The 13,952-nt window shown below is 69.4% G+C and carries 10 protein-coding genes, 1 tRNA gene and 1 pseudogene; 1 reads left to right on the forward strand and 11 read right to left on the reverse strand.

What is annotated here, in order from left to right; genetic code table 11:
- Positions 1-9 precede the first annotated feature (9 nt).
- The 9 genes and pseudogenes from AC5RV3_RS07260 to argS all read right to left on the reverse strand — a co-directional run.
- Positions 10-669, reverse strand: a pseudogene (locus AC5RV3_RS07260) (L-threonylcarbamoyladenylate synthase); the annotation flags it as partial.
- Between the two features lie 18 nt (positions 670-687).
- Positions 688-1,533 carry a peptide chain release factor N(5)-glutamine methyltransferase gene (gene prmC / locus AC5RV3_RS07265; RefSeq protein WP_494121551.1) on the reverse strand — a complete coding sequence of 282 codons (846 nt, stop codon included), beginning with the start codon at positions 1,531-1,533 and terminating at the stop codon, positions 688-690.
- 6 nt (positions 1,534-1,539) lie between these two features.
- Entirely contained in the window at positions 1,540-2,619 is a 1,080-nt protein-coding gene (gene prfA, locus AC5RV3_RS07270; protein WP_494113426.1) for a peptide chain release factor 1, read from the reverse strand.
- Between the two features lie 140 nt (positions 2,620-2,759).
- A complete protein-coding gene (gene rho, locus AC5RV3_RS07275) occupies positions 2,760-4,868 on the reverse strand; it encodes a transcription termination factor Rho (protein WP_494121552.1) in 2,109 nt (702 codons plus the stop codon).
- Positions 4,869-5,187: 319 nt separating this feature from the next.
- A complete protein-coding gene (gene thrB, locus AC5RV3_RS07280) occupies positions 5,188-6,174 on the reverse strand; it encodes a homoserine kinase (protein ID WP_494121553.1) in 987 nt (328 codons plus the stop codon).
- Positions 6,167-7,267, reverse strand: coding sequence for a threonine synthase (gene thrC / locus AC5RV3_RS07285; protein WP_494113423.1), 1,101 nt, complete (start codon positions 7,265-7,267; stop codon positions 6,167-6,169). The genes thrB and thrC overlap by 8 nt, the downstream gene beginning before the upstream one ends.
- Complete coding sequence (locus tag AC5RV3_RS07290) at positions 7,268-8,593, reverse strand: homoserine dehydrogenase (RefSeq protein WP_494121926.1); 1,326 nt, start codon at positions 8,591-8,593, stop codon at positions 7,268-7,270.
- A 56-nt stretch (positions 8,594-8,649) separates the two neighbouring features.
- Positions 8,650-10,125, reverse strand: a complete 1,476-nt coding sequence (gene lysA, locus AC5RV3_RS07295; protein ID WP_494121554.1) for a diaminopimelate decarboxylase — start codon at positions 10,123-10,125, stop codon at positions 8,650-8,652.
- Positions 10,125-11,768 (reverse strand): arginine--tRNA ligase, encoded by a 1,644-nt coding sequence (gene argS / locus AC5RV3_RS07300; protein WP_493989237.1) that lies wholly within the window; start codon positions 11,766-11,768, stop codon positions 10,125-10,127. The genes lysA and argS overlap by 1 nt, the downstream gene beginning before the upstream one ends.
- A 217-nt stretch (positions 11,769-11,985) precedes the next feature.
- Here argS and AC5RV3_RS07305 point away from each other — a divergent pair.
- Positions 11,986-12,058, forward strand: a tRNA-Arg gene (locus AC5RV3_RS07305).
- A gap of 94 nt (positions 12,059-12,152) precedes the next feature.
- Here the strand turns inward: AC5RV3_RS07305 and AC5RV3_RS07310 are convergent.
- Positions 12,153-12,782, reverse strand: a complete 630-nt coding sequence (locus AC5RV3_RS07310) for a hypothetical protein (protein ID WP_494113420.1) — start codon at positions 12,780-12,782, stop codon at positions 12,153-12,155.
- A 167-nt stretch (positions 12,783-12,949) separates the two neighbouring features.
- A complete protein-coding gene (locus AC5RV3_RS07315) occupies positions 12,950-13,948 on the reverse strand; it encodes a GlxA family transcriptional regulator (RefSeq protein ID WP_494121555.1) in 999 nt (332 codons plus the stop codon).
- Positions 13,949-13,952: the final 4 nt, after the last annotated feature.

Genomic DNA, 13,952 nt, shown 5'->3' on the forward strand with positions numbered 1-13,952 from the left:
CTCTGCCGTCTCCCCCAGGCCCAGGATGCCCGGCACGACGGTTCGCAATGTCTCCAGGCTGATGGTGCCTTCGCGCACTACCCGCAGCGTGGCGGAAGTGCAGTCAACGATGGTGGAGGGCACCGCCGTCGTCCCCCCGACAGGCCGAAAGCCGTCTTCCAGGTAGACGTCCACGGACTCGGCCAACTGCTCCAGGGCCTGCGCGGCCGTCTGCGCCGACGGCTGGCCGGTGCGGTTCGCGGAGGAAACGGCCAGCGGCCCGGTGGCTGCCAGCAGTTCCAGCGCCAGTTCGTCATTGGGCATGCGCAGGGCAACGGTGCCCTTGGTTTCGCCCAGGTCCCAGGTCAGCGACGGCTGCGCGCGGAAAATCAGGGTCAGCCCGCCGGGCCAGAAGGTGTCGGCGAGGGCCCGGGCCTCGTCACTCACGTCAGCGGCCAGCCCGTCCATGGTCTGCGGCCGCGGCACCAGCACGGGCGGGGGCATTTTGCGCCCGCGTCCCTTGGCGGCCAGCAGCGTGGCCACGGCCTGCGGCGAGAACGCGTCGGCGGCGATCCCGTAGACGGTATCGGTAGGCATGACAACACACTGCCGGTCGGCGATGGCGGCCTGTGCCGCCGCCAGTCCCTCGCTGCGGTCTGCGGCGTCGTCGCAGTTATACGTAGTGCTCACAGTCTCATTGTTCCATTCTCATAACCGTTGAGCCGACGTGGCCCGCTCGCGTCCGGTCAGATCGTACTGGGTGGCCACCTGCTGCCAGCATCCGGCCGAGCGCAGGAGGGACAGCACGGCGGCGGCCTGGACTTCGGCATGCTCCATGATGAAGTGGCCGCCCGGCTTCAGCAGCCGCGCGGCCGAGGCCGCCGTGGCCGCCGGCAGTTCCATGCCGTCCGCTCCCCCGCCGTAGAGCGCCATCTGCGGGTCGTGGTCGGCCACTTCGGGCTCGCGCGGGACCGCTTCGGCGGGGATGTACGGCGGATTGGAGACGACGACGTCGAAGGTTCCGTCGTGCGCGGACAGCGCCGTGCGCAGGTCCTCCCGCAGGAGGGTAACGCCCAGCGGCGCCAGGTTCCGTTCGGCCCAGGCGTGGGCCAGGGCACTCAGTTCCACCGCGTAGACGGTGGCCGTGGGAACTTCGCTCGCCACGGCGGCGGCGATCGCGCCGGAGCCGGTGCCCAGGTCCACCACTTTGGCCGCGGCCAAAGCCCGCGCGCGGTCGATCGCGTGCTGGGCGACGGTTTCGGTTTCCGGCCGCGGGACGAACACGCCCGGTCCCACCTGCAGTTCGAGATGCCGGAAATAGGCCCGGCCCGTGATGTGCTGCAGCGGGATGCGGGTGGCGCGCTCGGCCACCAGGTCCTCGAGCCCGGGCGGAGCTTCCGCTCCCATCAGCGCCAGCGCGCGGACACGCCCCGGCGAAACCCCCAGCAGGTGGGCGGCGAGCAGTTCGGCGTCGACCCGCGGCGAGGGGACGCCGGCCTCGGCCAACCGCGCGGTGGCGGCGGACAAGGCCTCGGCCAGGTTCGTGGCGGGCACTGCTGGCTAGTTTTCCTCGCCGAGGGCGGCCAGCCGGTGTTCCTCGTCCATCTGGATGGCGGACTGGATCACCGGTTCCAACTCGCCGCTCATCACCGCGTCCAGGTTGTAGGCCTTGTAGCCGGTGCGGTGGTCCGCGATCCGGTTCTCCGGGAAGTTGTAGGTGCGGATGCGCTCGGAGCGGTCCATCGTGCGGATCTGCGACTTGCGGGTCTCGGAGTTCGCCGCGTCGATCTGCTCCTGCTGGTGGGCCAACAGCCGCGCCCGGAGCACGCGCAGGGCGGCCTCACGGTTCTGCAGCTGGGACTTCTCGTTCTGCATGGCGACCACGATGCCGGTGGGCAGGTGGGTGATGCGCACCGCCGAGTCGGTGGTGTTCACGGACTGGCCGCCGGGCCCGGAGGAGCGGTAGACATCGACCTTCAGGTCGTTCGGGCTGAGGTCGATCTCTTCCGGCTCGTCCACTTCGGGAAGCACCAGGACGCCGGCGGCGGAGGTGTGGATGCGGCCCTGCGATTCGGTCACCGGAACGCGCTGGACGCGGTGCACGCCGCCCTCGAACTTGAGCCGGGCCCACACGCCTTCGGCCGGGTCGTTGGAGCTGCCCTTGATGGCCATCTGCACGTCCTTGTAACCGCCCAGATCGGACTCGGTCGCGGAGATGATCTCGGTCTTCCAGCCGCGGGACTCGGCGTAGCGCATGTACATCCGGAGCAGGTCGCCGGCGAACAGGGCCGCCTCGTCGCCCCCTTCGCCGCCCTTGACCTCGATGATCACGTTGCGGGCGTCGTCCGGATCGCGCGGGATCAACAGGCGGCGGAGCCGTTCCTGGGCGATTTCGAGTTCGGCTTCGAGCCCGGGCACCTCGGCCGCCAGTTCGGGATCCTCGTCGGCGAGCTCGCGTGCCGCTTCGAGATCGTCTGACAGGTGCGACCAGCGCTTGTGCGCTTCGACGATGCCGTTCAGCTCCGCTGACCGCCGCCCCAGCTTCCGCGCGCGCGCCTGGTCGGCATAGACGGCGGGGTCGCTCAATTCCTTCTGGAGCGCGGCGTGCTCGTCAAGAAGCCCCTGAACGGACTCAAACATCTTCAAACCTCTTTCGACTCACAACAAGTCTAGATAGCAATGGCGGGGGTGCGGGCGATGCGCCCTTAAACGACAAGCCGCCCAGCACACGCCGGCCCGCGCACAGAGGCGGGGCCGGCACATGTGGGCGGCTGGGGCAGCTACTTGTCGTTTTCGGACTTCGAGCCGAGCGTCGTCTTCTGGACCTGCATCAGGAACTCGACGTTGGACTGCGTCTCCCGGATCTTGCCCGTGAGCAGTTCCAGCGCCTGCTGGGTGTCCAGTCCGGAAAGGACGCGGCGCAGGCGCCACATGATCTTGACCTCTTCGGGCGAGAGCAGGTTCTCCTCGCGCCGGGTGCCCGAGGCGTTGACGTCGACGGCCGGGAAGATGCGCTTGTCTGCCAGCGAGCGGGACAGGCGCAGTTCCATGTTGCCGGTGCCCTTGAACTCCTCGAAGATGACCTCGTCCATCTTGGACCCGGTCTCCACCAGCGCGGTGGCGAGGATGGTCAGGGAGCCGCCGTTTTCAATGTTCCGGGCGGCGCCAAAGAAGCGCTTCGGCGGGTACAGCGCCGACGAGTCCACGCCGCCGGAGAGGATGCGGCCCGAGGCCGGGGCGGCCAGGTTGTAGGCGCGGCCCAGGCGGGTCATCGAGTCCAGCAGGACGACCACGTCCATGCCCATCTCCACCAGGCGCTTGGCGCGCTCGATGGCCAGTTCGGCCACGGTGGTGTGGTCATCGGCGGGGCGGTCGAAGGTCGAGGCGATGACCTCGCCCTTGACCGTGCGCTGCATGTCGGTGACTTCTTCGGGCCGCTCATCGACCAGCACCATCATGAGGTGGACCTCGGGGTTGTTGGTGGTGATCGCGTTGGCGATGGACTGCAGGATCAACGTCTTGCCGGCCTTCGGCGGGGAGACGATCAGGCCGCGCTGGCCCTTGCCGATCGGAGCCACCAGGTCGATAACGCGGGGGCCGATCTTCTTCGGCTCGGTCTCCAGGCGCAGTCGCTCGGACGGGTACAGCGGAACCAGCTTGGTGAAGTCCACGCGGTCCTTGTTCTCCTCCACCGGCTTGCCGTTGACGGAGGTGAGCTTGACCAGCGCGTTGAACTTCTGCCGGCTGCTCTGGCCGCCGGAATCGCCGTCACGCGGAGCGCGGATGGCACCGACGACGGCGTCGCCCTTGCGCAGGTTGTGCTTCTTGACCTGGGCCAGCGAGACGTACACGTCGTTCGGTCCGGGCAGGTAGCCGGAGGTGCGCACGAAGGCGTAGTTCTCCAGCACGTCCAGGATGCCGGCGACGGGCAGCAGCACGTCGTCGTCGGAAATCTCGGTGTCGTCGACCTCCGGACCGCGGTCGCGGCCGCGGCGCCGCTCGTTGCGGTCGCGGTAGCGGGTGTTGTTGCTGTCGTTGTCGCGGCGGTTGCGGCGGTTGCGGTTGCGGCCGCGGCCGCCCTCGTCGCCGTCATCCTGGCGGGTGTCGCGGGTGTCGCGGGTGTCGCGCTCCCGGGTGTCGCGGTTGTCCCGGGTGTCGCGGTCGGCTTCGTTGCGGTTGCGGTTGCGGTTGCGGCGATCCGACTGGCCGTCGCCGCGGCCGGCCTGCTGCTGGCCGGAGCCGTCCTGGCCGTCCTTCTTCTCGTCCTGCCTGCCCTCGGCCGGCTTGCCCTCGGCGGCTTCCTGCGGGGCGTCGGCCTTGGTCTCGGGCGTGTCCTGCTGGCTGGACTCGGAACGGCGGTTGCGTCCGCGGCTGCGGCGCTCCGGGCGTCCTTCGCCGTCGGCCGGAGCGTTGTCCGCAGCGGGGGCCTGGGCGGGGGCCTGGGCCGGAGCTTCGGCGGGCGCTTCGGTGGCGGCGGCCGTTGCTTCCCCGTTGGCGGAAGCCACGGTGCCGTCGCTGCTGGCGCGGCGGTTGCGGTTGCGGGTGCGGGCGACCCGCTCCGCCGCCTTGGTCAGGTCGCCACCGGGCGTGCCGCCGGTTGCGCCGTCGCCGGCCGGGCCGGCGGTCTCTTCCTTGGCCGCCGCCGGCGCTTCGGTGCGCACCGGCTGGTCGGCCTTCTTGGCCGTCCGGTCGGCCACGGAAGAGCCGCGCTGGTGGTCGGAAATCGCGGCGACCAGGTCGCCCTTGCGCATCCGCGAGCCGCCGGTGATGCCGAGCTGCCCCGCCAGCACCTGCAGTTGGGCCAGCTTCAGGCCGGCAAGGCCTGCACTCTTCGGTGCAGGAGAGTCTATTGTTTCCACACCTGCGGTCAGGTCAGTGGTTTCGGTCACGAAGGATCCTTCCCCCTCGTCGGGCGGTGTGCATATGAAGCGCACCGCGTTGTTTGCCACCCGGCCGATGCATGAGAAGCCCGGCTGGGTCCGGTATTGCCTGCGGCGTCATGCCGAAACAAGTCCGGGTGATCAGAGATGAAAACCTTGAAACAAGCCGTCCGGATGGAACGAGTGAGGTCCTGTCCGGCCGATGGCCGGCAGCAACGCCGTTGAGTGCCGCGGAAGGCTCCTGAAAGGCTGCACCTGGAACGGGGATCCTGCCCAAACGGCTACTCGGCTTGCTTGATCCGGAGCATCCGGCAGGTGTCCTCGCCGGTTAATCCCGGGGGTGCACTTCCACTTTAGCACCATCTGTGTCCACTGCCAGTTTCAGCACACGCCAGTTTCCCGGCATGTCGCTGCGTTCGAGGTGCGCGGCGATGGCCCGCTGGACCTGCGCCGCTTCGGCCTCGTCCGCTGCGAGTGTCATCACGGTGGGTCCGGCACCGGAGACGACGGCGGCGTGGCCCTGGCTGCGCAACGCCGCGATGAGCGCGGCGCTGGGTTCCATGGCCGGCGCCCGGTGCCGCTGGTGCAGCCAGTCTTCGGTTCCGGCCCTGAGCAGGGACGGATCGCGGGTCAGCGCGTGGACCAGCAGCGCGGCGCGGCCGGAATTGGCGGCGGCAACGTGGTGCGGCACGGACTCGGGCAGCAGGTTGCGCGCGGTTTCCGTGGACAGCTCATAGGCCGGGATCGCCAGCACCGGAACGATGTCCGGGCAGATCGGCACGCACGTGCTGGAGAACACGCCGTCCTCTTCCCAGGAGATGGCCAACTGTCCGCCCAGGGCCGGAGCCACGTTGTCGGGGTGGCCCTCCAGCGCCGAGCAAACCTGCAGGATTTTGTCCGCCCCCAGCCGTTCGCGCTCCGGGAGCAGGGCGTCGGCCAGCAGCACGGCGGACACGACGGCGGCGGCCGAGGAACCCATGCCGCGGCCGTGCGGAATGAGGTTCCGGGCCTGAAGACGCAGCCCGCCGACGTCGTACCCCGCTTCGCGCAGCGTGCTGCGCAGGGTGCGGATAATCAGGTGGCTTTCGTCGGAGGGCAGGTTCGCCGCGCCTTCGCCGGTCACGGACGCGTGGAAGACGCCGTCGTCGGTCGATTCCACGGTGACGGTGTCAAAGTACGCCAGCGCCAGGCCCAGGCTGTCGAAGCCGGGGCCCAGGTTGGCGCTGGTGGCCGGCACCCGCACCGTGACGCGCTGTCCGGGCGCGATGCGGCCGGCCACCGCGGTGTCCTCCCCCGGCAAGGTGCTGCTACTCAAGACCAAGGGCGCTGGCCACGCTGACCACGTCGAAGTCCACCTTGACCGGCGCCACCTCGCTGCCGTCCTGGGTCTGCAGCGCCCACTGCGGGTCCTTCAGCCCGTGGCCGGTGACCGTGATGACGATGGTCTTGCCCGCGGGCACCTCGCCGGCCGCGTGCTTCTTGAGCACGCCGGCAACGCCCGCCGCAGAGCCCGGCTCCACGAAGACGCCTTCCCGGGAGGAGAGCCAGCGGTGCGCGGCCAGGATCTCGTCGTCGGTCACCGAGTCGATCAGCCCGCCGGACTCGTCGCGTGCGGCGACGGCGGTGTCCCAGGAGGCCGGATTGCCGATCCGGATGGCGGTGGCGATGGTTTCCGGTTCGGTCACCGGGTGTCCCAGCACCAGCGGCGCCGCGCCGGCGGCCTGGAAGCCCCACAGCGTGGGGGTCTTGGTGGCGACCGGCGGGAGCATGCCGGCAACGGCCGATTCGTACGGCGCCGCGTACTCCTGGTACCCCTTCCAGTACGCGGTGATGTTGCCCGCGTTGCCCACCGGCATCACGTGGATGTCCGGGGCGTCGCCCAGATAGTCGACGGTCTCGAAGGCCGCCGTCTTCTGGCCCTGGATGCGTGCCGGGTTCACCGAGTTGACCAGGAACACCGGGTAGGCCTCGGAGAGCTTGCGGGCCACCTCCAGGCAGTTGTCGAAGTTGCCGTTGATCTGGATGATCTCGGCGCCGTGCGCGATCGCCTGGCTCATCTTGCCCATGGCGATCTTGCCGGCCGGCACCAGCACCGCGCACTTCAGCCCGGCCTGGGTGGCATAGGCGGCAGCGGAGGCGGAGGTGTTGCCGGTGGACGCGCAGACCACCGCCTTGGCGCCGGCCTCCACGGCCGCGGTGATGGCCATGGTCATGCCGCGGTCCTTGAAGGAGCCGGTGGGGTTCATCCCCTCCACCTTGAGGTAGACCTCGGAGCCGGTCAGTTCGGAGAGGGCCTTGGCCTGCACCAGCGGGGTGCCGCCTTCGCCGAGGGTGATGATCTCGGTCTGCTCCGTTACCGGCAGCCGGTCCGCGTATTCACGGATGACGCCGCGCCATTGGTGGGCCACTTAGATTCCTTCTACTCGCAGGACAGAGGTAACAGCGTTGACGATGTCGAGCCCGCGCACGGCTTCGACCGTTGCGGCCAGCGACGCCTCGGAGGCCCGGTGGGTGACGAAGCGCAGTTCGGCGGTCACCTGGCCGCCGTCGTGGGCGGCATCCAGGGGGCCTTCGGTGTGGATGGTCTGGCGCATGGTCTCGATGGAGACCCCGTGCTCGGCGAAGACGCCGGCAATCTGGGCCAGCACACCGGGCCGGTCGGCCACGTCCAGGCCGATGTAGTAGCTGGTCCTGACCGAGTCGAGCCCGACGGCGGGCAGGTCCACCGTCGCCGTCTCGGTCCGGCCCGGGCCGCCGCCGACCATGCGCCGGGCGGCGCTGACCACGTCGCCGACCACGGCCGAGGCGGTCGGCGCACCGCCGGCACCCTGGCCGTAGAACATCAGTTCGCCGGCGTTTTCCGCTTCCACGAAGACGGCGTTGAACGCTCCGTGCACGGCGGCCAGCGGGTGTTGGCGCGGCAGCAGGGTCGGGTGGACGCGCACGGACACGCCCTCGCGGCCGTCGGCGCCGCGCAGCCGCTCGGCGATCGCCAGCAGCTTGATCACGTAGCCGGCGTCCCGGGCCGCGGCGATGTCGTCCGCGGAGACGGAGCTGATGCCCTGGCACTGGACGTCGGCCAGGTCGACCGCGGTGTGGAAGGCCAGCCCGGCCAGGATGGCGCCCTTGGCGGCGGCGTCATGGCCTTCGATGTCGGCGGTGGGGTCGGCTTCGGCGTAGCCGAGCTCCTGCGCGGCGGCCAGCGCCTCGGCAAACTGGGCGCCGGTGGAATCCATCTGGTCCAGGATGTAGTTGGTGGTCCCGTTGACGATGCCCATCACCTTGGTGACGCGGTCCCCCGCCAGCGACTCGCGGATGGGCCGCAGGATCGGGATGGCCCCGGCCACGGCCGCCTCAAAGGAGAGCTCGACGCCGGCGTCGTCGGCCTGCGCGTACAGCTCCTGTCCGTCGGCGGCCAGCAGGGCCTTGTTGCCGGTGACGACGGCGGCCCCGTTGGCGATCGCGGTGCGGATGAGCGTCCGGGCCGGTTCCAGGCCGCCCAGCAGTTCGATCACGATGTCGGCGTCCTTGACCAGCGTCGCGGCGTCGGTGGTGAACAGCTCGGCGGGCAGTTCCACCGCCCGTTTGGCCGCGGCATTGCGCACCGCGATGCCGGTTAGTTCCAGCCGCGCGCCGGTGCGTGCGGCGAGCACATCGGCGTCGTCAATCAGGATGCGGGCCACCTGGGCGCCGACGTTCCCGCATCCCAACAGTGCTACCTTCAGCGTTTTCATGCTGCCCAAACTCTCAGTCTTTTGTTCACTCGCATTGGCTGCTGCCCGACCGGCGGTCAGCCCAGGTCGCGGGCCAGCAGGTCGGCTTCGGTTTCGCCTCGGATGATCAACCGCGCCTCGCCGCCGCGCACGGCAACCACAGGTGGCCGGGCGACGTAGTTGTAGTTGCTGGAGAGCGCCCAGCAATAGGCCCCGGTCGCCGGCACGGCCAGCAGGTCCCCTGCCTCGATGTCCTCGGGCAGGTAAACGTTCCTGACTACAATGTCACCGCTCTCGCAGTGTTTACCAACCACGCGGGAAATAATCGGGGCCGCGTCCGTCACACGCGAGGCCAGCGCGGCGGAATAGTCGGCGTCATAGAGCACGGGGCGGGCGTTGTCGCTCATGCCCCCGTCCACGGACACGTACCGCCGCGGGCTGCTGCCGCCGCCGTCCACGTCCACCTGGACGGTCTTGCGGGTGCCGGCCGAGTACAGCGTGAACGTGCTGGGCCCGGCGATTGCCCGGCCCGGTTCGATCGAGATCCGCGGCACCCGGATGCCCAGCCGCTCGGTGACGGACCGCACGACGGCGGCCATCGCCTGGGCGAGTTCGGCCGGCGGGCGGGGGGCGTCGGCCTCGGTGTAGGCGATGCCGTAACCGCCGCCCAGGTCCAGTTCGTGCAGTTCCACGCCGTGGACCTGCTTGACCTCGGCCACGAACGTGAGCAGCCGTTCGGCCGCCAGCGCGAAGCCTTCCGGTTCGAAGATCTGCGATCCGATATGGCAGTGCAGGCCCAGCAGGTTGATGGACTCGTGCGCCAGCGCCGCCGCCACGGCCTGCGCGGCCGGCGAGCCGGCCGACCGGGGCTGCGCACCGGCGTCGCGCCCCGCGCCGTCGTCCGCGCTGGCCATCGAGAGGCCGAATTTCTGGTCTTCGTGCGCCGTGGCGATGAACTCGTGGGTGTGCGCGTGCACGCCGGGGGTCAGCCGCAGCATCACGTTGGCCATCTCGCCGCGGGCCGCGGCGATGGCTCCGAGGCGTGCCAGTTCGTCCAGGCTGTCCACCACGATGCGGCCCAGCCCCATGTCCAGCGCGCGGTGGAGCTCGGCGTCCGACTTGTTGTTGCCGTGCAGGCCCAGGTCCTCCCCCGGGATGCCGGCCCGGGCGGCCACGGCCAGCTCGCCGCCGCTGCAGGTGTCCAGCCTCAGCCCCTCTTGCGCCACCCAGCGGGCGATTTCCACGCTGAGGAACGCCTTGCCGGCGTAGTACACATCCACGCCGCCGCAGAGCGTGCTGAAAGCCTCGTCGAAGGCCTGCTTGAACTCGCGCGCGCGTGCCCGGAAGTCGTCCTCGGACACCACGAACAGCGGCGTGCCGAACTGTTCCTTGAGCCGGGCGACGCCGAGGCCTGAGATTTCCAGTTCGCCCGCCGCGCCGCGGGACACGTCCCGGGCCCAGAGCTTGGCGTCGAGCCGGTTGACGTCCTGCGGGCAGGTGAGCCAGTCCGGAGCCAGCGGAGAGGCGGCGGCGGTTTCGTGTGCTGCGGGCATTACATCCTCTCCGGCGCGCTGACGCCCAGCAGGCCGAGGCCGTTGGCCAGGACCTGGGTCACAGCGGCGTTCAACCACAAACGGGTACGGTGCGTGTCGGTGACTTCGCCGTCGCCGATCGGCGTCACCCGGCAGGCGTCGTACCAGCGGTGGTACGCGCCGGCGATGACTTCCAGGTGCCGGGCGATGCGGTGCGGTTCGCGCAGCTTCGCGGCCGTGGCGACCACCGACGGGTAGGCCCCGAGCACCGCCAGCAGTTCGTTCTCCGTGGCGTGGTCCAGCAGCGATGCATTGAACGCGCTGCGGTCCACGCCGGAAGAGGCCGCGTTGCGCGCGACGGCGCAGGTGCGCGCATGGGCGTACTGCACGTAAAAGACCGGGTTGTCGTTGCTGTGCTTAACCAGCAGGTCCAGGTCGATGTCGATGTTGGAATCGGCGTGCGAACGGGTGAGGGCATAGCGGGCGGCATCCACGCCCACCGCATCGACCAGGTCCTCCATGGTCACCACCGTGCCGGCCCGCTTCGACATCCGCATGGGCTTGCCGTCCTTGACCAGGTTGACCATCTGGCCGATCAGCACTTCCACCCGGTCGGCGTCGTCGCCGATGGCAGCCGCGGCGGCTTTCAGCCGGGCGACGTAGCCGTGGTGGTCGGCGCCGAGCATGTAGATGCACAGGTCAAAGCCGCGGTCCCGCTTGTTCTTGAAGTACGCGATGTCGCCGGCGATGTACGCGGCGTTGCCGTCGGACTTGATGACGACGCGGTCCTTGTCATCGCCGAAGTCGGTGGACCTCAACCACCAGGCGCCGTCCTGGAAATAGAGGCTGCCCGAGGTTTTGAGCTGCTGCAGCAGCTTTTCGACCGCACCGTCCTCGAACAGGGAATTTTCGTGGAAGTAGACGTCGAAGTCCACACCGAACTCATGCAGCGATTCCTTGATGGCGGCAAACATCAGTTCGACGCCGCGGCTGCGGAACTCTTCCTGCGGGTCGGCCGCCGACAGCGCATCCGGGTTCTGCCGCAGGACCGCCTGCGCAATGTCGCCGATGTAGTCTCCGCCGTAGCCATCCTCGGGGGCGGGTTCGCCCTTTGCCTTCGCCAGCAGCGAGCGGGCGAAGCGGTCGATCTGCGACCCGTGGTCGTTGAAGTAGTACTCGCGCGTGACGTCGGCGCCCTGCGCGGCCAGGATGCGGGCCAGGGCATCGCCCAGTGCCGCCCAGCGGGTCCCGCCCAGGTGGATCGGACCAGTCGGGTTGGCGGAGACGAATTCGAGGTTGATCCGCTGGCCGGCCAGGTCGCTGGCGGTGCCGAAGGCGCTCCCGGCCTCCACGATGCTGCGGGCCAGCGTTCCCGCGGCGGCGGCGTCCACGGTGATGTTCAGGAATCCGGGTCCCGCGATGTCCACCCGGCTGACGCCGTCGATTTTCTCCAGCCGCGCGCTGAGGATTTCGGCGAACTGGCGCGGGCTCATGCCGGCCTTCTTGCCCAGCTGCATGGCGATGTTGGTGGCCCAGTCCCCGTGCTCGCGGTTCTTCGGGCGCTCCACGCGGACCTCGCTGGGCATTTCGACGGCGAAGTCGCCGGCGTCGACGGCGGCCTGCAGGCAGGCGGCAATGGCAGCGGAAAGTTCTTCAGGAGTCACCCCACAAGCATAGGGCAATCCCTTGATCCGCCCGGCTTTCGGCGGGCTGGCTGTGACCGGGCTCGCAGGCGGGCTTTGCCGGCCGGACGTGCCGGCCGGACCGGCCGCTTCCCGCCGGGTCGCCGTCGCGGCCGGTCCGGGCGCATTTCTTCTGGCGGCGCAGATACTGATAAGCTCAATAGGTCCCGCAGGGCACCGGGCCAACAGCCGGTGCCGCGCCCTCGTAGCTCAGGGGATAGAGCGTCTGCCTCCGGAGCAGAAGGCCGTAGGTTCGAATCCTATCGAGGGCACTGAAGCGCAGGACAAGGGAGAATCCCCGGCGAAACCGCCGGGGATTCTCTCGTTAACTCTCATTAACGGCAGCCGGCCAACGCCGGACCAGCGTCACTCGCCGTCGGCCGCCCCGTCGAAGCGGCGGTCGACGCCCACCTGGTCCACTTTGCGGTGGAAATGCATTCCGGACCTGCCGCCGAGAATCGCACCGGCGAGCGAGACCAGCGCCGCGACGACCAGAAAAACGATGCCGCCGGTCGTCAGCTCCCCCTCGCCGAGGGGCACGCGGGGGAAACTGTTCAGGGAACTCAGGACGTTGAACTGGCTGCCGGCGATCAGCCCGAGAATGGCCAGCACAATGGCAACCACGATTGCCCACAGCCACACGGCCAACCCCTGCTTGACCCCGTCGAAGCGGGCCATCCGGCCGGCGACGTATCCGCCGCAGAAGTACGAGATGAACAAGATGACGGCCAGGATGATGCCGCCCACTATTCCGACCGTCCCCAGGTTCCGGGACGCCTGATCGGCAACCTGCGCGGGATCGGCGCTCTCGGCGATCCCGACTGCCGTGCCGATGGCGGCTACCAGCGCCGTCAGGATGACCCCGATCCCGGTAGCCGCGAGCCAGCCGAAGAATGCCGAACCCCACTTGATGCCGCCGAATTGGCGCCTCTCCGCCGCTACCACTTCATTGCGTCGTTGCTTCGGGCTCCTGGCCCCTTCTGCAGCTGAACTCATCACCGGTTCTCCTTAATTCGCTTCGGGTGCGCGCACCCGGCGACTCGATGCGCCGTGGTCGTCCGCCGCGCACCGCCCGCCGGACTACTAAGCACACTTATGATTGTGCATGCACACCGGCCGCGGAACAAGGCCACTCCCCCGGTCGCCGGGGGGAGAACCAGCTCCTAGCCGGCCGCACTGCCTGCCGGCTGCCGCGCGCCGGCGGTGGCGCCGCTGCCACGGAAGGTGCGGCGGTAGGAGGCAGGGCTCACGCCAACGGCCTTGGCGAAATGGTGGCGCAGCAGCACCGCCTGCCCAAACCCGGTGATCCGGGCAATCTCTTCGACGTTCAGGTCCGATTCCTCCAGCAGCTCCTGCGCGCGCAGCACCCGCTGGGCGTTGATCCAGGCGGCCGGCGTCGCGCCGGTCTCGGCCCGGAACCGCCGGGCGAAGGTGCGCTCGGACATATGCACCCGGGCGGCCAGCTGGGCAACGCTAACCTCCTGGGCCAGGTTTTCAGTGAGCCACGCCAGCAGGTCTTTAAGGGTGTGGCAGCCGGCCAGCGACATGGGCCGGTCAATATATTGCGCCTGCCCTCCGGCCCGGTGCGGCGGCACCACCATGTCCCTGGCGATGGCCGTCGCCACGGATGCCCCGAGTTCGGTCCGGACCAGGTGCAGGCAGGCGTCGATTCCCGCGGCCGTGCCGGCGCTGGTGATGATGCGGTCGTCTTCCACGTAAAGCACGTTTTCGTCGACGTCGACCCGGGGATATTCGGCAGCCAGTTGGTGTGAGTACTGCCAGTGCGTGGTGGCGCGCCGGCCGTCCAGCAGCCCCGCTTCGGCCAGCACGAAGGCCGCAGAGCACACGGACAACACCCAGGCGCCGCGGGCATGTGCGGCCTGCAGGGCCTGCAAAAGTGCCTCGGGGGGTTGGTCCATGCGCTGGTACGGTGCCACCACCACCAGGTCTGCGTCGGCGGCGGCATCCAGTCCGAGCGGGACGTTCAGGGAGAACCCCAGCTTGGTACCGACAGTCCCCGGCTCAGGAGTGCAGATCCGGAAGTCGAACGCCGGGACGCCAGTCCCGCGGTCGGACCGGTCGATGCCGAAGACCTCGCAGACCACCCCGAATTCGAACGGGGCCGCTCCCGGAAGCACTATCAGGGCCACCTTTTTCAACATGCCT

Source organism: Arthrobacter sp. Y3221114, from assembly GCF_059092625.1.